Annotated in this window: 15 protein-coding genes; 9 read left to right on the plus strand and 6 right to left on the minus strand. The window is 69.8% G+C overall.

Annotated elements, in window-relative coordinates:
* Window positions 1–27: 27 nt before the first annotated feature.
* Window positions 28–3213 carry a glycoside hydrolase gene (locus tag FDK12_RS03960; protein ID WP_137368361.1) on the plus strand — a complete coding sequence of 1062 codons (3186 nt, stop codon included), beginning with the start codon at window positions 28–30 and terminating at the stop codon, window positions 3211–3213.
* Window positions 3214–3313: 100 nt separating this feature from the next.
* On the opposite strand, the gene FDK12_RS03965 is transcribed toward FDK12_RS03960, so the two are convergent.
* The 3 genes from FDK12_RS03965 to FDK12_RS03975 all read right to left on the minus strand — a co-directional run bounded on the left by FDK12_RS03965 (window position 3314) and on the right by FDK12_RS03975 (window position 5605).
* A complete protein-coding gene (locus FDK12_RS03965) occupies window positions 3314–4363 on the minus strand; it encodes a WxL protein peptidoglycan domain-containing protein (protein ID WP_137368362.1) in 1050 nt (349 codons plus the stop codon).
* Between the two features lie 97 nt (window positions 4364–4460).
* Complete coding sequence (locus FDK12_RS03970; protein ID WP_137368363.1) at window positions 4461–5000, minus strand: WxL domain-containing protein; 540 nt, start codon at window positions 4998–5000, stop codon at window positions 4461–4463.
* Between the two features lie 218 nt (window positions 5001–5218).
* A complete protein-coding gene (locus FDK12_RS03975) occupies window positions 5219–5605 on the minus strand; it encodes an STAS/SEC14 domain-containing protein (RefSeq protein ID WP_137368364.1) in 387 nt (128 codons plus the stop codon).
* A gap of 317 nt (window positions 5606–5922) precedes the next feature.
* On the opposite strand from FDK12_RS03975, the gene FDK12_RS03980 reads away from it, so the two are divergent.
* Complete coding sequence (locus tag FDK12_RS03980; protein ID WP_189636261.1) at window positions 5923–8151, plus strand: putative bifunctional diguanylate cyclase/phosphodiesterase; 2229 nt, start codon at window positions 5923–5925, stop codon at window positions 8149–8151.
* A 414-nt stretch (window positions 8152–8565) separates the two neighbouring features.
* On the opposite strand, the gene FDK12_RS03985 is transcribed toward FDK12_RS03980, so the two are convergent.
* The 3 genes from FDK12_RS03985 to FDK12_RS03995 form a co-directional block, all read right to left on the minus strand.
* A complete protein-coding gene (locus FDK12_RS03985) occupies window positions 8566–8937 on the minus strand; it encodes a hypothetical protein (RefSeq protein ID WP_137368366.1) in 372 nt (123 codons plus the stop codon).
* Window positions 8938–9005: 68 nt separating this feature from the next.
* Window positions 9006–10790, minus strand: coding sequence for a S8 family serine peptidase (locus FDK12_RS03990; RefSeq protein ID WP_137368367.1), 1785 nt, complete (start codon window positions 10788–10790; stop codon window positions 9006–9008).
* 268 nt (window positions 10791–11058) lie between these two features.
* Entirely contained in the window at window positions 11059–11754 is a 696-nt protein-coding gene (locus FDK12_RS03995; RefSeq protein WP_137368368.1) for a TetR/AcrR family transcriptional regulator, read from the minus strand.
* Window positions 11755–12072: 318 nt separating this feature from the next.
* Between FDK12_RS03995 and FDK12_RS04000 the strand changes: the two genes are divergently transcribed.
* From FDK12_RS04000 to FDK12_RS04030, 7 genes are all read left to right on the plus strand, one after another.
* A complete protein-coding gene (locus FDK12_RS04000; RefSeq protein WP_137368369.1) occupies window positions 12073–13569 on the plus strand; it encodes an amino acid permease in 1497 nt (498 codons plus the stop codon).
* Window positions 13570–13635: 66 nt separating this feature from the next.
* Window positions 13636–14511, plus strand: coding sequence for an urea amidolyase associated protein UAAP1 (locus tag FDK12_RS04005; RefSeq protein ID WP_137368370.1), 876 nt, complete (start codon window positions 13636–13638; stop codon window positions 14509–14511).
* The gene (locus tag FDK12_RS04010; RefSeq protein WP_137368371.1) at window positions 14508–15173 is read left to right on the plus strand and encodes an urea amidolyase associated protein UAAP2; all 666 of its coding nucleotides are present in this window, start codon (window positions 14508–14510) and stop codon (window positions 15171–15173) included. The genes FDK12_RS04005 and FDK12_RS04010 overlap by 4 nt, the downstream gene beginning before the upstream one ends.
* Window positions 15170–18919 carry an urea carboxylase gene (gene uca, locus FDK12_RS04015; protein WP_137368372.1) on the plus strand — a complete coding sequence of 1250 codons (3750 nt, stop codon included), beginning with the start codon at window positions 15170–15172 and terminating at the stop codon, window positions 18917–18919. The genes FDK12_RS04010 and uca overlap by 4 nt, the downstream gene beginning before the upstream one ends.
* Complete coding sequence (atzF, locus tag FDK12_RS04020) at window positions 18916–20775, plus strand: allophanate hydrolase (protein ID WP_137368373.1); 1860 nt, start codon at window positions 18916–18918, stop codon at window positions 20773–20775. Before uca ends, atzF begins: the two co-directional genes overlap by 4 nt.
* 2 nt (window positions 20776–20777) lie before the next feature.
* Window positions 20778–21005: a hypothetical protein gene (locus tag FDK12_RS04025; protein ID WP_137368374.1), complete on the plus strand. Its 228-nt coding sequence runs from the start codon at window positions 20778–20780 to the stop codon at window positions 21003–21005.
* Window positions 21006–21089: 84 nt separating this feature from the next.
* Window positions 21090–21776 (plus strand): ABC transporter ATP-binding protein, encoded by a 687-nt coding sequence (locus tag FDK12_RS04030; protein WP_223263080.1) that lies wholly within the window; start codon window positions 21090–21092, stop codon window positions 21774–21776.

Below are 21776 nucleotides of genomic sequence, written 5' to 3' on the forward strand. Positions count from 1 at the left end.
ATCCCTTTGCTGGAAGGAACATATTCAATGACGAATCGACCCAGGCGCGCCACTCAGGCCGCCGCCGTGGGGGTGGCCGCCGTCCTGGCTGCCGCCTCCCTCATCGGGGGTGCGGCGCAGGCCGTTCCCCCGGCACCCCCCGCACCTGCGGCCGTGCCCGACGGCGCCCTCACCCTCACGCCCGACCCCTCCTACCAGGGCGAGGAGTTCGAGGGCTGGGGCACGAGCCTCGTGTGGTTCGCGAACGCGACCGGCGACTACCCCGACGAGATCCGGAACCGACTCGCCGAGCTGGTGTTCGGGCCCGAGGGGCTCAACCTCAACATCGCGCGCTACAACATCGGCGGCGGCAACGCGCCGGACGTCAAGGACTACCTGCGCCCGGGCGGTGCCGTCGAGGGCTGGTGGAAGGCGCCCGAGGGGACCACGCGCGAGGACACCGACTGGTTCGACCCCGAGGACCCGACCGACTGGAACCTCGAGGCGGACGCCACGCAGCGCTGGTGGATCGACCGCATCAAGCAGGACATCACGCACTGGGAGGCGTTCAGCAACTCGCCGCCCTACTTCCAGACCGTCAGCGGCTACGTTTCGGGCGGTTTCAACGCCACCGCGGACCAGCTGAAGACCGAGAGCATCGACGACTTCAACTCCTACCTCGTCCGCGTGGTCGAGGAACTCGAGGACGCCCACGGCATCACCGTCGACACGCTCGACCCGTTCAACGAGCCCAACACCAACTACTGGAGCACGCGCCTCGACGCGAGCGGCCAGCCGGTCGGGGGACGCCAGGAGGGCGCGCACATCAGCCCGCAGCTCCAGCAGCAGGTCCTCCGGAACCTCGCACCCAAGCTCGACGCCGCCAGCACCGACGCGACGATCTCGGCGATGGACGAGACCAACCCGGGCACGTTCGCCACCAACTGGAACACCTACCCCGAGGACGTCCGCGCCCTCGTGGACCAGCTCAACGTCCACACCTACGGCACCGGCCAGCGCACCACGGTGAGGGACATCGCCAAGGGCGAGGACAAGCCGCTGTGGATGAGCGAGGTCGAGGGTTCCTGGGGCAATGGCCAGAGCTTCACGAGCATGGAACCGGGCCTCGGCATGGCCAAGCGCATCGCCGATGACCTCCGCGAGCTCGAGCCCAGCGCCTGGGTGTTCTGGCAGCCCGTGGAGGACTACGACAACATGAAGCCCGGCGGCGAGAGCGCTGCCGGCGCCAACTGGGGCAGCATCCAGATGCCGTTCGACTGCACCAATGCGGACACGCTCGAGAGCTGCCCCATCTACACGAACACCAAGTTCAACACCGTGCGCAACTACACGCACTTCATCAGGCCCGGCGACCGCCTGGTCCAGGTGAACGACGACGACACCACCGCCGCCATCACGGAGACCGGTGCCGCCGTCGTCCACATCAACGAGTCCACCGACGCCAAGCCCGTGGTCCTCGACTTCTCGAAGTTCGGGACCGTCGCCGCCGGCGCGACCGTGACCCCCGTGGTCAGCGACGCCAACGGAGCGCTCGTCGAGGGCACTCCGGTCGCGATCGAGGCCGGCTCCGCCGTCGTCACCGCGCCCGCCGAGTCCGTCACGACCTTCGTGGTCGAAGGCGTCTCCGGGATCGCCGAGGACGCGGCCGCCATTCAGGACGGTCACGTGTACCGGCTGCAGGGCGTGCAGAGCGGCAAGTCGATCGAGCCGACCGGCACCACCGCCGTCATCAGCGCGAGCGATCCCGCCGACGCCGGCCAGCTGTTCCGCTTCACGAGCCTGGGCGAGGACAACACCAACCGCGAGCGCTACTCGATCACCACGCTCGACGGCGCGTCGCAGCTCGCGGACGAGGGCGGCGCCGCCGTCGTCGCTCCTGCGGGAGCCAACCCGCGCGCGGAGTGGATCGCCTCGACCACCGGCGACGGCACCTACACGTTCGTGAACGCCGAGACCGGCCTGCTGCTCGAAGTGGGCGGCGGCTCGGCGGCCGAGGGTGCTGCCGTGACCCTGTACATCGCTAACTCCGGCGCCAACCAGCGCTGGACGCTCATCGACGAGACCGTGCTGTCCGTGCAGGACGCCACGGCGTTCACCGTCCCCGGCATCGCACCCGTGCTACCCGAGACCGTGACACCGGTGTACCGCGACGGCGCGCGCGGCGCGATCCCGGTCGAGTGGAAGGTCCCGAACGACAACCGCTGGAAGAAGTCCGGCACCGTCAAGGTCAAGGGCATCGCGACCGACCTCACCGGCACGCAGTTCCCCGTGGAGCTCTCCGTCACCGTGGACACGCTCGTCTCCACGCAGCCGGCGCGGGCGAAGGCGGTCGTCAACGGCCTGCCGTCGCTGCCCGCCACCGTCACTGCCGTCGGCAGCCAGGGCGGAACGGTGGAGCGTCCGGTCACCTGGAACACCGCCGTCGCCTACCCGGCCCCCGGAGTGTACGAACTGGCGGGCACGGCCGACGACGGCAACGGCGGCACGCTCCCGGCGACCGTCCGCATCCAGGTCACCGAGGGCACGCTGGACAACGTGGCCGACGACGGCGGCACCACCGCCCGCGCGACCTACACCGAGCCGGGCTACGGCACGGCCGGCCTGTTCAACGGCGACACCCGCGACAAGGCGTGGTCCAACTGGCGCTCCGGCACCAAGAACGCGGCCGACACGCTGACGGTCACGCTGCCGAAGGCGCAGACCCTCGGGGGCGTCGTCGTGCACTTCTTCCGCGACGGCTCTTCGGACAGCTACGCGCAGACCGTGCAGTTGCAGGTCCAGGGCGCCAACGGCCAGTGGACCAACGAGGGCGGGCCGGTCGCGGTGCGCGGCGGCTCCCCCGCACCTGCGGTGACGCTGCCGATCGCCAGCGTGACGGCGTCGAACGTGCGGGTGGTCATGACGGCCCGCTCGCAGACGCACATGGTGGTCAGCGAGATCGAGGTGCTCGGCTCCGTACCGGCTGCCTCGTCGGATGTGGCCCTCGCGTCGATCAGTCTCGACGGTACGCCGATCGAGGGCTTCGATCCCGCGGTCACGGAGTACTCGGTGCCGGCTCGGGGCAAGGTGCCAGCGGTCTCGGTTGTCACCGCGGACCCGTACGCCACGGCGACCGTGACGCAGCCCTCGGGCGGGGACCGCACCGCCGTCGTCACCGTGACGAGTGAGGACGGTACCGCCACGAGCACCTACCGGGTGGACCTCACGAAGTAGTAGCTACTCCGGATCGACACGACGGGGCGTCCGCAGCAGCGGGCGCCCCGTCGTCGTTCCGCGGTGGGGTTCGCTGCCGTGCTTCTGTCGGCCGAAGGCTCTACCCCTGACGGGATACGGCTGGTGACGCCTGCGTGCGTCGGCGGACGAGGAGGACGATGATCACGACGGCGAGCAGTGCTATGACGCCGATGAAGTAGGAGGTTGCGCCCGCTCCTGCCTCGTCCTGAAGGATGGGGGGAAGCTCGCCCGCCTCGGTCGATGTCGACGCTGCCGATGCGGGGGCGGCGACGGTGAACCGCAGGTCCGTGCCCGTGGCGGCGGTTGCCGTGGCGTCATCCGTCACCGTGAGGGTCGCGGTGTACTCCCCGGGCTCGAGCGCCCCTGCGAGCGTGGTCCTGACCTGGGTGGAGGTCCTGGCGTAGACGACGTCCATCGCCACGTCCGACCGGCTGACGATGGTTCCGTCCGCGTCCCGGACGAGCAGCTCGCCGGCCGGCATGAGGCTGGTGTTGCCGGTATTGGCGATGGCCACGTCGACGACGGACCGCTCCGCGGCCAGGGAGTGGCTTGCTGCGTGAACCGCGAGCGCTGGAGTGGAAGGCCCTGGAACCTCGATGGATACCGCGATGGCCTGCCGGACGATCTGGTCCAGTGCTACGTCGCCCGACCCCTCCACCGCGACGTTGTTCTCCAGCACGAGGCTCGTGAGGTACTGCCCGGGCTCGGTCCCGGGAGGGACGGTGACGGAGAAGGCACGGGTGATGCCCTGCTCGGTCGGTAGTTCTACGACCTCCGTAGGGTAGGACACCCACTCGGTCGTCCCGGTCGGGCTGCTTCCGCGCTCCTTCGCCCCGAACCCACCGTTGATGACGGTGTAGGCGTCAGCGGCGTAGGTGAGGGCCTCGATGGGCACGGTCCCCTGATTGCCGAGCTCGACGGCAAGCTCCCGGCTCTCGCCAGGGCTCATCGTCAGGGCGAAGTACGGACCGGGCTGGTCGGCCGGCCGTAGGCTCAGCTCCACGGGCTGTTGCTCGGCATCCGCCGTCGCCAGTGCCGGCTGGGGCGACACAAGTCCTGCCAGCGAAAGCGGAAGGAAAGCCAGGACCAGGAGGAGCGCGGTGGTTCGCGCGCGGAGTGCGTGAGGCATGAGGGATTAGCTTCTTTCGGGCGAATGGCGATGCTGCTGCTGGCGACGGGGCCGGGTTGGCCGTCCCGGCCCCGTCGTCTTGATCAGTGCCGGCGGATCAGCTGCCGGAAGGAGCGGCGCTGATCGTGGTGGTCAGCGTGGCCTTGTAAGTACCCGCGAAGCTGTCCGCAGGGACCGACAGGGTGCCCTGAACCACCTGACTGAAGGCCCCGTTGACGCTCTTGCTGGCCGTCAGGACGGTGACCGGCTGGTCCAGCGAACCGGAGGCGCCGGGGACGGCCACGGCTCCGTCGGGAGCGCTGACCGTGCCGGGCACGATCGAGAAGTTCGACGCCGGGATGTCGGTGCCGTTGTAGTCGCCGTCGTACAAGAAGTCCGAGACCTTCGCGGTGACGCTCCACCCCGCGCCGGTGCCGCTGCTGTCGTCGACTGTCAGCGTCATCGGAATCGCGCTGTTCTGGTCGCTGTGGCTCGAGGAAACGGCGGGCAGAGCAGCGTTGAGGAACGAGGCGGTACGGGCTCCCTGGGTCACGGTGGCGGTCACTTCGTCCGCGGCGGAAGCCCCTGTGGCTCCAACGAAAGCCAAGGCGGCCACACTGCCGACGACGAGGATTTTGGTAGGACGAGAAGTAGACATGAGAACTCCTGAGACTGCTTGGGGGTTACTGATGGCTTCAACGGATATGAAGCCGACCCGAACGTAGCAAGCCGCCCGCCCTATCCGGAGCTGCTTTCAGCTCTTCTGCACCAAGCCTGAGCGGAACATGCACGAGGGCGTGGACTTGGGCGAAATCAGCGGAAAATGCGGAACAACCGCTGAGCATGCGCGGAGCGTCTTCCGTCGGAACAGGAGCGTCAGGCGCTGTGCGGGTGGTTCGTCAGCCAGGCGCGCGCCTCGTCGTGGTCTTCGAAGTGGCGGGTGGGAAAGGGCGGTTCGTGCACCTGCCTGAAGTACTGGCTCAGGGTTCGATCGACGGCCGAGGGTCCCACCAGTGCCAGGGCCGCTATGTTCAGACCGGTCGCAAAATAGTGCAGTGCGCCGCGGGCGAGGGACACCATCCCGTTGAGTTCCACGAGCATCGGCGGACACAGGTTCGGGCAGATCTGGTCGGCTCGCTCGATGAGCGCCACGGCCATGTCCTCGCTGACCGTCGCGCTGCTGCTCCACTTCACCCAGAGGATGCTGCCGCGCATCCCGGCCGTGAATGCTTCCACGTCCGTCACCTGTGGCTGACCGTCCACGCCGTCCTCCTCCGTGTTACACCTCCGTGGTGTCAGCAACACTACGTCCACCAGCTGCGGGCGCCGGGAGATACGGGTGACGTCGGGAAGCGGATCGCCGGTTCCGGTCCGGTCCGCTTCCCGACTTGGCGTAATGCTTCGTGGTTCCTCGACAAAACCTCAGTGAGACTTCGTGTTCACCCGGCAGACTGATGAGCAGCCGCGCCGGACGGCGCAGAGAGGAGTGGTGAGGGTCGATGATTCGTCAGGAGCCCGTAGAGGCGCATCGCGCCAGGGGCGGGGGCCCGGGGGTGTGGCTTCTCGTCAGCCTTCTCCTGGTGGTTTCCGCGGCCTATACGGCCGCTGTCGTGCTCAAACCCTCCGAGGAGTTCCACCCCCTGGTCGATGGCGCCCTGGGCCTCGTGGCCATGTGGGTGCCGGCTGCGATGTCCTGGCTCGCGGTGTACCGGGCGGAGAGCCGGCGGCCGGACATCCTCCTCGCCGCGTGTGCCGTGTCCTGTTGGGCTGCAGGCACCACCTACTACGTGCTGCACGCAGCGGCCGGTGAGGATGTTCCCCTGCCGTCCCCGGCGGACTTCGGGTATTCCGGGTTCTATCTCCTGATGCTGGCCGCTCTTGCCTTCGTCGTCCGCGACCGGCTCCGGGCCATGACATGGTCGGTCATCCTGGACAGCGTCATCGGTGCCCTTGGAGCGGCTGCCGTGCTCTGCGTCGTCCTCGATCCGCTGCTGACCTCCACCATGGGCGGTCCCTGGACCCCCACGGCCCTGCTGGGGACGGGTTACCCGCTGATGGATCTCCTGCTGGTGGCAACCGTCATCGGGATCACCGCATCAACCGGGTTCTCGCTCGGCGAAGGGTGGGTCCTCGTTGTCCTGGGACTCCTGCTCTTCACAGGGGCCGATGTGGCCTATGCGCTGTTGGAGCTGAACCATGACTACGTCCTCGGCACTCCCCTGGATGCCTCGTGGGCCTTAGGGCTGTCGCTGGTCGCAGCCTGGATCGCGCTTCAGGCACGAACCCCCGGGCGGCACAGCCGGTGGCGCGTAGCCGTTCCGGCACAGACCGTGCCCACCCTCGCGACGGTTGCCGGGTTGGGCGTCCTGATCCTGGCGTCCCAGGAGCGGGTTCTGGTGCTTGCCGTGGCCCTGGCCAGCCTCACTCTGGCCCTTGCGGTACTGCCGCTGGTGTTTCGCCAGCGGCTCCGGTTGTCGGAGGCCACCACCCAGGCGCGCACGGATGAACTGACAGGCCTTCCCAACAGGCGGGCTCTCTACGCGGACGTACCAGAACGGCTGGCAGCCGCCAGGAGGCGACGCAGTGCCGTACTGCTGCTGGATCTGGACAAGTTCAAGGAGATCAACGACGGCCTGGGCCATGACGTGGGGGACCGGCTCCTCGTTCAGGTGGCGGCGCGACTGTCCGAACAGCTACGGCCGGCCGATCTGCTCGCCCGCATGGGCGGCGACGAGTTCGTGATCCACCTCGACAACTGCGGGCAGGAGCAGGCGCAGGCCGTCGCCCTGACACTCAGGGCTGCTTTGGTAGAACCGTGCGACCTGGGCGATATCACCGTCCACGTCAGCGCGAGTATCGGCATATCGTGCTACCCGGAGCAGGGCCAGGACCTGACCCTGCTGCTGCGCAAGGCCGATATGGCTATGTACTCGGCCAAGTCGACGCGAAGCGGCCACGCCGTCTATGCCGACGGTGCGGCGGAACTCATCCCCCACCAGTTCCACACTGTGCAGGCCCTCAACGAGGCACTCCTCGACGACCAGCTGATCCTTCACTTCCAACCGAAGATCGACCTCTCCACAGGAGCAGTGCGAGGGGTCGAGGCCCTGGTCCGGTGGGACCATCCAACGCTGGGGCTGCTCCAGCCCGAGGCTTTCCTCGCCCGGTTCGAGGAGGCCGGGCTGATGCCGGCGCTGACCAACGTGATTCTGGGCCGGGCTTTGGACCAGGCCGCCGCGTGGGCGAACGACGAAAAACCCCTGTCGGTGGCGGTCAACCTCTCCGCCTGTTCGGTCATGGACGCCCGCCTCCCTGCGCAGATTGCCACGATGGTCTCGGACCGAGGACTCACCCCGTCCGTACTCGTCCTCGAGATCACCGAGGACGTGCTGGTGGGTGATCGAAGCCGGGCCTCCACGACACTCTCGGCCCTTCGGGAAACGGGTGTGCGGATCGCGGTGGACGATTTCGGGAAAGGCTACAGTTCGCTCTCCTACCTCCGTGACCTGCCGATCGACGAGCTCAAGCTCGACAAGTCCTTCATCCTCACGATGTTGGACGACACCCGCGCCACGGCGCTCGTGGTGTCGACCATCGACCTCGCGCACAGCCTGGGGCTCCAGATGACCGCGGAGGGCGTCGAGAACCTCGATACCTACCGCAGCCTCAGCGACTACGGCTGCGACTTCGCCCAGGGTTTCGTGGTGTCCAAACCGCTGACCGCCCCGGAACTGGACGCGTGGCTCCAGGCCCGATGTCCCCTGTCTGCTGCCGCCGACTACGTTCCTACCGCTTCCCAGGCCGAATAGGCGGCTGCGCCGCGGTGCCGCCCGGAGGTGTTCCGCTGGGAGCCTTCACTTCGGCATTCCAAGGGGGGGCCGCTTGCCGGCATTTTCGAGTACCCGCCTGAGCAGATGGAGTAGCCAGTACTCGCGAAACCGGCACGGCCCTCCTCGTAGTGTTGTTCGCGAAGATGCATTCCAAGCCCGCCGTTGTGCTGTGGCTGGAATGCCCTCTTCGTGCCGATCTTCTCTTGAGACCGGAAGATCACGGCACGGCGGCTTCCTCTGCCCCTTGGAGGCTGCCCCCAGTAAGTCGGCGGCGCCGAAGGCCCTCCTGAGACCAGGGACTTCATCAGGCGCCGCCGACTCCACGGGCACACGTCGAGCGGGTCGCCCCGCCATGCACCAGAAGGTGGATCCCCTTCACGGGCAATAGCGGCTTCACGGGCAATAGCGGCGAAGCCACCTGATCGCCCTGGATTCCGAGGTGAAGAACCGCGTGGGGTGCAGCGCCTGCTCCGCCCTCGCCGCCAGGACCCTGTCCATGGGGCCCGAACCGAGGAACGCGGCAGCGACTGCTGTTGTCTCCGTCGCGAAGGCCCGATGCGCATCGAGGCTCACGTAGCGGATGCCCCGGAAATCGATGAGGACCGCGTGCGGCGCGTTCGCGGCGAGAACGGCGCTGCGGGCGAGAACATCCCGAGCATCGGCTACGGAGATCTCGGCATCCGGGACCCAGGCGAATCTGAGCAGACTTCGACCGATGCTGCTGACGCTGGCCTTTCCACCCACGGCGTCGCCGTATGCCATCACGTGGCTGCCCTCCGTCCGGAGCAGGAGCTCATCCCCACCCGCACCCGGCTGCCTCGAGGTCGCGCTGATCAGTTCAGGGCTGTGATCGAGTTGGATCGAGACGATGCAGGGCTGCTGCCGACCCTATTGGTCGCCGTCACCGTGAAGGAGTATGTCCTGCCCGCAGTGAGGCCCGTAATCCTGGCCGTAGTGGCGGTGCCCGCGATCGTGACGGCGCCGATCCTCTGGGTCCCGGAATAGGCGGTGATGGTGTGGCTGGTCAGTGCTGAGCCGCCATCGCTGCCCTTGGTCCAGGAAAGTGACGCCGACCTGCTGCCGGCGGTTGCTTTCACGGCGGTCGGAGCGGCAGGCGCTGTGGCGACCAAGGGGGTGATGGTGTTGGATCTCGCCGACGCAGGGCTACTGCCGATGCTGTTGGTGGCAGTGACGGTGAAGGCGTACGCCTTTCCTGCGGTGAGGCCCGTGATTCGTGCGGTAGTGGCAGACGCCGCCACTGTGACGTTACTGATCACCTGGGTCCCGGAGTGGACCGTGATGGTCTGCCCGGTCAGGGCTGAGCCGCCATCACTTCCCTTGACCCAGGACAGCGCTGCCGCCGACACCTCCGCGGTAGCGCTCACGGTGGTCGGCGCGGTCGGCGCCTTGGCAACGGGGGCAGGAGCGGGGGCAGGAGCGGGCGAACCCGTGTAGAGGAGCCTGTTCGGGGTTCCGGTACCGGCCGCCATCACCACGCCGGTGGTAGCCGTGCCGTTGAGCGTCGCTGTGACCTGCGCCGGGGCCATCGACGGCTGCTGGCCGAGCAGCAGCGCTGCTGCACCGGCAGCGTGCGGGGCGGCCATCGAGGTGCCGGACATCGTGGCCGTCGAGGTATCCGAGGTGTAGGACGCGGACAGTACGGACGCGCCGGGCGCGTACAGGTCGACACAGGACCCGAAATTCGAGAAGGAAGCCTGTCGGTCCGAGGAATCACTCGCCGCGACGGTCAGGGCTGCTGCCAGTCTCGCCGGGGAGGTGGAGCAGGCATCGGCCGCGGAGTTGCCCGCTGCCACGACGGCGGTGACGCCGTCGTTGATCACGCCCTGCAGTGCAGCGTCCACGGTAGAGCTCGCCGCGCCGCCCAGGCTGAGATTGACGACGGCAGGGGTCCCTGCGGCGTGATGACCGGCCACCCAGTCCAGACCGGCGATGACGTCCGAGGTGTAGCCGGAACCGGTGCAGCCGAAGACCCGCACCGGGACGACCGTCGCGGCTTTCGCGACACCATAGGTGGCGCCCGCGATCGTGCCTGCGACGTGTGTGCCGTGCCCGTTGCAGTCGCCGGCACCTCGACCGTCCGCGATCGCGGACCAGCCCGTGCCGACGCGGCCGCCGAACTCCGCGTGGGAGCCGAGGACTCCGCTGTCCACCACGTACGCCGTGACGCCGGCCCCGGTCGTCGCCGTCGTGAACGAACCGGAGAGCGGCAACGTGCGCTGATCGATGCGGTCAAGTCCCCAGGGCGCTGGTTGCTGGGTCGCCGTCACTTCCATGACGGCGTCGACCTCTACGGCCTGCACCTGCGCCGACGCCGCCAGGTCCGCGGCCGCGGCCGGGGTGAGCGTGACGACGGCGGCACGCACCGCGTGGGAGAACTCCCGCTCCACCCGGATGCCCTTGCCGCGCAGAGCCCGTGCGGCGGCAGGGACGTCGGTGCCCGGGGCGTATCGGACGACATACCGGGCGGGCTTGTCTGCTGCAGGCTGCGCGACCTCCGGGGGTACCGGCACGACAGCCGAAGCGGCAGGCGTCACGCCGGCGAGCACTACGGAGGACAGCAGGGCGGCGGTGAGGATACGGGGCACCACAGGCAGCACGGAGGCCAGCTTTCACGTCAGGGATTTCCAGGGGAGGGACCGTGCGGGCATGCCCGCTCCTTCACGGTAGAACGACGACGATCGGCATTCCCCTGATCTAGCACAATCCTGCGCGAAGCCTGACGATCATCGGGCTTTCGCTGCGCAACTGCCCTGGTGTGCCCGAGAAGGGCAAGCTCCGACACCGGTCACAGCCCTATCCTCCCGGAGCGCTCGCTTCTCCCGCGCTGGTTCATCCCCGGTCGCCCTGCTTGCCACGCTGGCCTCGTCAGGCGTCCGGCAGCTCGCGTCCGAGCCGGTCGACGAGCTCCAGGCTCTGCTCCCGGATGGACCCGAGCATGCTGCCGGCTCCGCACAGGACCATGGCCGCGTCGGCCACCTGGAGCGGAGAGGCCGGCGTCACCTGCCCGTCGGCGCGAAGGCTCACGAGGGATTCGACCAGGCGGAAGGCCAGCTCCCCCTGGTGCTGGGGATCCCCCGGCCAGAGCGGTGCCGGAACCGCGGCGGCGCCGAAGTTCCGGTACAGACCCCGCAGCTCCGCCCGATCCGCGAGGAAACCGCTGAAGCGCTCGTCCCGTGCCTCGGGCAGGTGGTAGAGGATGCCGACGTTCCACCGGCCGCTGCACAGGTGCGTGCCGTCGAACAGCGCGACGGCGTGAAGCCTGGCGGCCGGCGACGCCGCGCCGTCCGTTGCCGGGACCTCGGCCACCGCCCGGGCGAAGGCGAGCCCTTCCGCGACCGTCCCGGCCAGGAGGTCCTCAAGGATGTCGTCCTTCGTGCCGAAGTGGTGGTAGAGGGAGGACTGCCGCATGCCGACGGCGTCCGCGATGGCACGCGTCGATGTCGTCGCGTAACCCTGCGTCGTGAAGAGCTCGGCTGCCGCGTCGAGGATCTCCTCGCGGGCCGTGGCACCGGGTCGTGTCGATTGTCGCGCACGGGGGCGCCCTGGTCCGGCTAGTGTCACGCCCTCATTCTTACACCCGGCCCATCGGCTCCCGTGCGCTCCCGTCTAGCCGTTCGGCGGAGTTCCGCCGGATGCGCCCATGCCGCTCATGCCGCTCATGGGGACAGTGGAGTGGCGGACCCTATCCGCCCTGTAGGTGGGCGCTGTGTCCGACCTGTGAGGGCGAAACATCACGGAAACAACCTCCTCACACGCCTTTTACCTCCGGGAAACCCGAGCGGGACGCCGGATTGGAAAACTATCAAGTGATCGGTATTACGCAGGAACCGCGCTCCTGCTCCCACCGGCACCCATCCCGTTCGAGCCCCGGAGACACCGATGACGATTCCAACCTCGACCCACATGGACGACGCCGACCTCACGTCCCTCGGCTACGAGCCCTCCCTGCACCGCAAGCTGGGCCGGTATGCGTCCTTCGCGGCGGGATTCTCCTTCGTCTCCATCCTCACCACGATCTTCCAGCTCTTCGCTTTCGGCTACTCGTTCGCCGGCCCGGCGTTCTTCTGGACGTGGCCCATCGTCCTCGTCGGGCAACTCCTCGTAGCCCTCAACTTCGCCGAACTCGCCGCTCGGTATCCGCTCTCCGGTGCCGTCTACCAGTGGGCGCGGCGCATCGGCGGCGAGACGGTGGGCTGGTTCGCCGGGTGGTTCATGGCGGTGGCCCAGGTGGTCACGGCGGCCGCTGCTGCCATCGCCCTCCAGGTCGTGCTGCCGCAACTGTGGAGCGGCTTCCAGCTCGTCGGCGGGGACCCCGCGCTCAACACGGTCACGGGTGCCGCGAACGCCGTCGTCCTCGGCGCCATCCTCCTCGTGGCGACGACCGTCATCAACGCGATGGGCGTCCGGCTCATGGCGCACGTCAACTCCGTCGGCGTCACCTGCGAGATCGTCGGCGTCATCGCCGTCGTCCTCGCCCTCATCACCGCGGCGCAGCGCGGGCCCGACGTCGTGATGGACACCACGGTGCTCCAGAGCTCGGACCTAGGCGCCGTCGGGGCGTTCCTGGTCTCCGGCCTCATGGCCGCCTACGTCATGGTCGGCTTCAACTCGGCCGGCGAACTCTCAGAGGAGACCCGCGATCCCCGCCGCACAGCACCGCGCACCATCATCTCCGCCCTCGTGATCTCCGGGATCGGCGGGGCCCTCATGATCATCACCGCCCTCATGGCGGCACCGAGCCTCGACGACGGCCGGCTCGCCACCGAGGGCCTCCCCTACGTCCTGACCGCCGTGCTCGGCACCTTCTGGGGGAAGGTGCTGCTGGTCGACGTCGCCATCGCGATCTTCGTCTGCACCCTGGCCATCCAGACCGCGGGCTCGCGCCTCGTCTTCTCGATGGCACGTGACGGCAAGCTCCCCGCCTCCACGCTCCTGGCCACGGTCCACCCCCGCCGCGGAACCCCGATGTGGCCGTCGATCGTCATCGGCGCGCTCGCCGTCGGCGTCCTGGCCATCAACGTGGGCAATGCCGCGCTCTTCACCACGCTGACCAGCGTCTGCATCGTCATGGTCTACATCGCCTACCTGCTGGTCACCGTCCCGCAACTGGTCAACCGCCTGCGCGGCGACTGGGACCGCGTGGGGCAGACGATGCCGGCCGGCCTCTTCTCGCTCGGCCGCTGGGGCCTGCCCGTGAACGTCCTCGCCGTCCTGTACGGCGCCGTCATGGTCGTGAACCTCGCCTGGCCCCGCCCCGAGGTGTACGACCCCGCCGGCGAGAACGGCATCCTCCTCTACTCCGCGCCCCTCATGGTGACCGTCGTACTGCTCCTGGGTCTGTGGATCCGGAGGAGCATCACGGACAGGGCCTCCTGAAACGCCAGCCACCGCACCTCTGCCGCACCTCTGCCGCACCTCTGCCGCACCTTAGACAGGACCGACATGACACAGACCACCGACTCCCCGGCAGGCACGTCCACCACGGCCGGAGCCCGGGCCCATGCCCGGGAGCAGCACCACCGCACCGCGGACACGATGCGCCACATCCCGGTATCCACCGCTCCCACCCGAGTCACCGGCGCGCTGCCCGACACCGCCGCAGACAGCCTCGTCTGGTCGGAGACGCTCGCGTTCGGTCGCTACACCACCCTGCAGCTCGCCCGCGGAACACGCCTACGGCTCACCGACACCGGGGATGCGTGCGTCCACACCCTCCTGTACAGAGCCGGAGCACTGCACGAACGCTACAACGCGGCTGATTCCGTCAAGGTCCCGTGGCAGGCCTATCCGGGAGCAGGGCACCCGCTCCTGTCCGCCGCCGGGCGCCTCCTGGCCACGATCGTCGAAGACACCTCGGGCAGCCACGATGCGCTGACGGGTGCCACCACCCTCGCCGGCAACACGGCCCGGTACGGGGCAGGCACGGCGCACAGTGCTTCACCCGCGGCGCGCGAACTGCTGACGCTGGGTGCACTGAAGAACGGACTCGGCCCGCGCGATGTCGCTCCGTCGCTCACCTTCTTCAAGGGCATCCACGTGGACACCGACGGAAGCATCCGCTTCACGGGTAGCGCCGGCCCCGGCGCGCACGTCGACCTGCTACTGCAGGTGGACGCCGTCGTCGTGCTGGCCAACACCGCACATCCGCTGGACCCGCGCGCCGACTTCACCGGCACCGCCGTGAACATCGCCGCATGGCGGTCACCAGGGGGCCTCGCCGCGCTGGCGGACGGGACCCTGGTGGGGCCGTTGACGCCGGAGCACCAGCAGGCACTGAACAACACCGAACACGATCTCGCCGCAAGGAGCACCCGATGACGACCACCCTCTCGCAGCCCGCGAGCAGCATCGCCCTCGCGCCGGGTGCCGTCGTCCTCGACGAGTACGTCGAGGCACGTGGGCCCTGGTCCGCCGTCGTCGCAGCCGGTGACGTGCTCACCATCGTGGACCTCGACGGCAACCAGGCCGTCGACTGCCTGCTCTACGCCGCCGGGGACACCACGGTCCGGTACTCCGCACCGGTCACGATCGCGCAGCAGCAGTCCATCGTCCTGACCACCGGCTCCGTGCTGCGCGCCGACACAGGGCTCGCGCTCATGACCGTCGTCGCCGACGAGGTGGGCGTGCACGACACCATCGGGGGCGCGTGCTCGCAGGAGTCGAACACCCTGCGGTACGGCCAGCACACCCGCGAGCAGCACGCGTGCGTGGAGAACTTCCTCATCGAGGGCTCCCGCTGGGGACTCGGCAAGCGCGACCTCGTCTCCAACATCAACTGGTTCATGAACGTGCCGGTGGATCCCGACGGTGCCCTCGGGATCGTCGACGGCCTGTCCGCTCCCGGCAAGCGCGTAGCGCTCCGCGCCGAGGTGGACACCCTGGTGCTCGTCTCCAACTGCCCGCAGGTCAACAACCCCTGCAACGGCTTCAACCCCACACCCGTCCGCATGATCGTCACCCGCCCGGAGAACATCGCATGAGCCGCTTCGACACCCTGCTCGTCGCCAACCGCGGCGAGATCGCCTGCCGCATCATCGAGTCCGCCCGGAAGCTCGGCCTGCGGACGGTCGCCGTCTTCTCCGAGGCGGACCGCGGCGCCCGCCACGTCCGGCTGGCCGACGAGGCCGTGCTCCTCGGTCCGGCACCTGCCAAGGAGTCCTACCTGCGGATCGACGCCCTGCTCGCCGCCGCCGCGTCGACCGGTGCCGGAGCCATCCACCCGGGCTACGGCTTCCTCTCGGAGGACGCCGACTTCGCGGAGGCCGTCGAGGCCGCCGGGCTGGTCTTCGTCGGACCCACTCCCGAGCAGCTCCGCATCTTCGGGACCAAGCACACCGCCCGCGACGCCGCGCAGGCCGCCGGCGTGCCCATGATCGCGGGGTCCGGACTGCTCGACGGCGTCGAGGACGCCCTCGCCGCCGCGCAGACCATCGGCTTTCCGCTCATGCTCAAGGCGACCGGCGGTGGAGGCGGCATCGGCATGACGGTATGCCGCACGGAGGAGGAACTCGCGGAGAGCTTCCCGAGGGTCTCCCGGCTCGCCGGCGCGAGCTTCGGCACCGCCGGGGTCTTCGCGGAGCGGTACGTGGAGAACGCGCGCCACGTCGAGGTCCAGGTCTTCGGCGACGGAGCCGGCCGGGTGGTCAGCCTCGGTGACCGCGACTGCTCCCTGCAGCGCCGCCACCAGAAGGTCCTCGAGGAAGCCCCTGCACCGGATCTGCCGGACGCCCTCCGCGAGGAGCTGCACCGCAGTTCGCGGGCACTCTGCGCGTCGCTCGGCTACCGCTCGGCGGGAACCGTCGAGTTCGTCTACGACTCCGCGCGCCAGGAAGCCTCGTTCCTCGAGGTGAACGCTCGCCTGCAGGTCGAGCACCCCGTCACGGAGTCGATCACGGGCGTCGACCTCGTGGAATGGATGCTCCGCCTCGCGCAGGGCGGGCCCGACGCCGCGGCCGTCCTCGCCGACGTCCCCGACAGCGTGCCGGTCTCGGGCTGTTCCGTCGAGGCACGGGTGTACGCGGAAGACCCCGCCCGCGGCTTCCAGCCCAGCGCGGGCACGATCACCAACGCGGAATACCCCGCGGCGGAGCACGTCCGCGTGGACACGTGGGCCGAGACCGGCAGCGAGGTCTCCACCAACTACGATCCCCTGCTGGCGAAGATCATCACGTCCGGCACCACCCGCGACGAAGCCTTCGACCGGCTCGCCGACGCCCTGCGCGGCACCCGGATCGACGGCATCGAGACCAACCTCGGAATGCTCCGCACCGTCAGCACCCTCGACGTCGTCCGCGCGGCGGAGCACTCGACCAGCACGCTCGACGCCGTCGGCGACCCGGAACCACGCATCACCGTGGAGCGCCCGGGACTGCAGACCAGTGTGCAGGACTGGCCCGGCCGCACCGGCCTGTGGCAGGTGGGCGTCCCGCCGAGCGGTCCGATGGACGACCTCTCCTTCCGCCTCGGCAACCAGGCCCTCGGCAATCCGGAGGGTGCCCCCGGCCTCGAGTTCACCATGACCGGGCCCAGCCTGATCTTCTCGCACGAGACCACGGTGTGCGTGACGGGCGCCGACGTGCGCATCACGGTGGACGACGTCGTCGTGCACGCGTGGGAGCCGATCACGGTGCCGGCAGGCGGAACGCTCGACGTCGGCACCGCGGGAAGCACGGGCCTGCGCGGCTACGTCCTCTTCGCCGGCGGCCTCGACATCCCGCAGTACCTCGGCAGCGCGTCGACGTTCACGCTCGGCCAGTTCGGCGGGCACGCAGGGCGCGTCCTGCGGACCGGCGACGTGCTGCGGACCGTTGACGCGGAGGAGACCGCCGGATCACCGGTGCCTCTCGACGCCCGGCCGGCGCTGACGAGCCGCTGGGAGCTCACCGTCGTCGAGGGTCCGCACGGCGCCCCCGAGTTCTTCCAGCGCGAGGACATCGACGACCTGCTCGCCGCGGACTACGAGGTGCACTTCAACTCCGCGCGCACCGGCGTCCGGCTCATCGGCCCGAAGCCGCGCTGGGCACGGAACGACGGCGGCGAGGCCGGCCTGCACCCCTCCAACATCCACGACACCCCGTACTCGGTGGGTGCCCTCGACTTCACCGGTGACACCCCGATCCTCCTCGGACCGGACGGGCCCAGCCTCGGCGGGTTCGTGTGCCCGGTGACGGTCGTGACGGCCGACCGCTGGAAGCTCGGGCAGCTCCGCCCGGGCGACACCGTGCGCTTCGTCCCGGTGCAGGCCGTTCAGGCGCCATCGCTGCGGGACCTCGGTCCCGGGCGGCAGCTGATCCTGCCCGGAACGGCGGGATCCGCTCCCGGCGCACCGGCCGGGATGACCACCCGCGCGTCCCGCGACGGGGACGACGGCGTCCTGGCGCGCGTCGCGGAGGAGCCGGGCAGGCCCGCCGTGACCTACCGTCGGTCCGGCGACGACAACCTCCTCGTCGAGTACGGCGACATGGTGCTCGACCTCGGCCTCCGGGCCCGCGTACACGCCCTGCACCAGGCCGTCGAGCAGATGCGGCTCGCCGGCGTCGTGGACCTCACGCCCGGCATCCGCAGCCTCCAGATCAAGGTGGATCCCTCCGTCCTGTCCAGCCGCCGCCTGCTCGAGGTGGTTCAGGACATCGAGAGCTCCCTGCCCGCCAGCTCGGAGCTCGTGGTGCCCAGCCGTTCCGTCCGCCTGCCCCTCTCCTGGGACGACCCCGCCACGCGTGAAGCGATCGAGCGGTACATGGCCGGAGTGCGCGACGACGCCCCCTGGTGCCCCTGGAACATCGAGTTCATCCGGCGCATCAACGGGCTCGAGTCCGTGAACGACGTCTTCGACACCGTGTTCGACGCCGAGTACCTGGTCCTCGGCCTCGGCGACGTGTACCTCGGTGCGCCCGTCGCGACGCCGCTCGATCCCCGGCACCGCCTCGTCACCACCAAGTACAACCCTGCACGGACCTGGACGCCGGAGAACGCCGTCGGCATCGGCGGCGCCTACATGTGCATCTACGGCATGGAAGGCCCCGGCGGGTACCAGTTCGTGGGCCGCACCACCCAGGTCTGGTCACGCTACGCCGACTCGGCGCCGTTCGAGCCGGGATCCCCGTGGCTGCTGAGGTTCTTCGACCGCATCTCCTGGTACCCGGTCAGCCCGGAGGAACTGCTGGACCTGCGGGCGGACATGGCAGCAGGTCGGGGCCGCGGCGTCGAGATCGAGGACGGGACGTTCTCCCTCGCGGAGCACGAGCGCTTCCTGGCGGACAACAGCGCGTCCATCGCGGAGTTCCGCGTGCAGCAGTCGGCGGCCTTCGCCGTCGAACGCCAGGCCTGGGCCGACGCCGGCGAGTTCGATCGCGCCGACGCCGCAGCCGCCGTCGTTCCCGACACCGAGGACCTCGTGGTGCCCGACGGCGCCTCTCTGGTCTCCGCGCCCTTCGCCGCCAGCGTCTGGAAAGTCGATGTGGCTCCGGGCGACACCGTGCTGAAGGGGCAGCCCCTCGTCTCGCTCGAGGCGATGAAGATGGAGACCGTCCTCAGCGCGCCCTGCGACGGGCTGGTGTTGCAGGTCCTGCCCCTCGCAGGTTCGCAGGTCGTGGCCGGCGAGGCCCTCGTCGTGCTGGGCGCGTCCCCCGGGACGGAGCCCGGAACCGAGCCCGGGACGGACCAGGACCCATCAGCCCGGCCGGAGCAGCAACCTGAGGCACGCGAGACGGAAGAGGTAGCCGCATGAGCACCCTGGCAACCGACCGGGTACGCGCCGCACTGGCGGCCGTGCACGCCGTGGACCGGCCCGAGATCTGGGTGACCCTCCGCGCGGAGGAGGACCTCCTCGCCGAGGCCGCCGACGTCGACGTGCGCGTCAGCGGTGGCGAGGAGCTCCCTTTGGCGGGACTGGTGCTCGCCGTGAAGAACAACGTGGACGTGGCAGGCGTGCCCACCACCGCGGCCTGCCCGGGCTTCGCCTACCTCCCGGGGCAGGACGCGGAAGCGGTGCGCCGCCTGCGGGCAGCGGGCGCAGTGGTGCTCGGTGCCACCAACCTGGACCAGTTCGCCACCGGACTCGTCGGAACGCGCAGCCCCCACGGTGCGGTCCGCGACTCCCGGCGCCCGGAGTACATCTCCGGCGGGTCCAGCTCCGGGTCGGCCGTCGCCGTCGCGCTGGGACTGGCCGACATCGCGATCGGGACCGACACCGCCGGCTCGGGCCGCATTCCCGCCGGCCTCCAGGGGATCGTCGGTATCAAGCCGACCCTGCACGTCGTTCCGACCGACGGCGTCGTGCCTGCCTGCCGTTCCTGGGACGCCGTCACCATCCTCGCGCGGGACCTCGTGACGGCGGAACGCGCGATGGGCGTGATGGCGGGAGGTGCTCGCGCCTGGCCGTCCGGGGTCCGCCTCGCAGCCCCTGCGCGGCCGCGCGTCGCCTATCCCTCCGAGCTGCCCGAGCTGTCGCCCGCCTGGGCTGCGGAGTTCGACCGGCAGGTCGCCCGGCTCGAGGCGTCCGGCGTCGAGGTCCGGCCCGTGCCGATCGATGTGTTCCTGCAGGCTGCGCGGCTGCTGTACGACGGCGCGCTCGTCGCGGAACGGTATGCCGCCGTCGGAGCCTTCGTGGACAGCGCCACCGGGGACGGCAATCCCGCGGGCCTCGATCCCACGGTCGCGGGCATCATCGGCCGCGCGGGAGCACTTCCCGCGCACCAGTACGTGACGGACACCGCCCGGCTGGCCGTCCTCGAAAGGGAAGCGCTGGCACAGCTCGAGGGCTTCGACGCCCTTCTCGTCCCGACGGCACCACTCCATCCCCTCCTTGCCGAGGTTGCTGCGGACCCCGTGGGCGTGAACTCGCGCATGGGCACGTACACGAACTTCTGCAACCTCTTCGACCTCTGCGCGGTGGCCGTGCCCGCGGGCGAGGTCGACGGCGCCCAGTTCGGCGTGACCGTGGTCGGACGCACGTTCGACGACGCCGTGGTGGCGGACATCGCCCGCCGGATCGAGCTCGCTCCCGCTCCGCCCGCCCTCTTCGCCTCCGGTGCCGTCGCCCCGACGGGCACTGCCGGTCAGCCGTGGCCGCTGGCAGCCGGAGCGGCCGGCGTCCCGCTCGTCGTCGTCGGCGCGCACCGCCGCGGTCAGGTACTCGCCCGCGAGCTCGAGGCGCTCGGCGGCTACTGGGATGGTCCCGTGCGGCTGGCCGCCCGCTACCGCATGGTGGCCCTGGACACGGAGCCGCCCAAGCCCGGCGTGTACCGCGCGGACGACGGCGCCGAGCTCGTCGCCGAACGCTGGATCCTGGCCGAAGCTGCACTCGGACGGTTCCTCGCGGCCCTGCCCGAACCCATGCTGCTCGGCTCGGTCCGCCTGACCGATGGCACCACCGCGGTCGGCTTCGCCTGCGACGCCGTCGCCGCCGCCAGTGGCCGCGACATCACGCACTACGGGGACTGGCTCGCCGCGACAGCAGCGGTTTCTGCCGGATCGGAAAGCCCGGAGCGGAAAGCGCCGGGCGAACCGGCCCACGGCGGCCTGCGTGACTTCCTCGTCACCGGGCTCTCCCGCGGCCTCCATGCCGATACCAGGCGCGGCTAGCCGTGGAACGCACCTCCGATGTGCACCTGCCCGCCGCGCGCGACGCCGTCCGCCGGGGCGGGAACGCCCAGGGAAGCAGGACCCGATGGTGGCGACCGATCACCGGCCGTTCCGGCGAGCGCCCGGCTCCATCCGCTTCCCCGGACACGAGGGTCGAGGTGGAGTGGCAGTACCTGTGGTTGCTCCCCGGCGATGCGCCCTACGCCGCGAGGACGCCGGGCAGGTCGTAGGCCCTCTGCGCCCAGCGCTCCGGTCGGCCGCCGCGCTACCGGGGTTTCCGGTGGTGGACGGTGTCCGCCGGATAGGGTTGCAGCATGGCTGAGGTGGGGGCAGTGCTGGAGGCGGAGCGGTTGCTCGTGGGCTACGCGGGAACCGCCGTGTGCGGGGAGGTTTCCAGCGCGATCGCCGCGGGAGAGGTTCTGGCCGTCGTGGGGTTCAACGGCGCGGGGAAGTCCACCGTGGTCAGGACCCTGGCAGGGCGGCAGGCGCCGCTGGCCGGGGAGGTGCGGGTTCATGGACTGCCGGTGATGCCCGACGCCGTCCTGTTCCGTCGCCAGGTCGCCGCCGTCTTCGACGAGGACGTCTTCTTTCCCTCGTTGACCGTCCGCGAGCACCTGCTGCTGGTAGCCCGAGGGCACTCGCTCGCGTCTCCTGAGGAGGCGGTCGACGCCGAACTGGAGTTCTTCGGCCTCTCGGAGCGGTCGCACGCCGTTCCGGACGCCCTGTCCTCGGGTCAGCGACGGCGACTGCTCCTGGCGGCCGGTTTCATCCGGCCGTCCTCGCTGCTGATCCTCGACGAGCCGGAGCAGCGTCTGGACCCGGTCATGCGGGACGCGCTGGCGCACCGTATCCAGCAGCGCGCCGCAACCGGCAGCGCAGTGGTCCTGGTGACGCATGATCCCCGCCTGCTCGTGCAGACGGCAACAGCGTGCCTCGTCATCGACGAAGTGGTCGAACGCGTCGACACCCGGCGGGCGGCGGAGATCATTGCAGGATCCTGA

This window comes from Arthrobacter sp. NamB2 (assembly GCF_005281365.1).
In the GTDB taxonomy this organism is placed as follows: Bacteria; Actinomycetota; Actinomycetes; order Actinomycetales; family Micrococcaceae; genus Arthrobacter_D.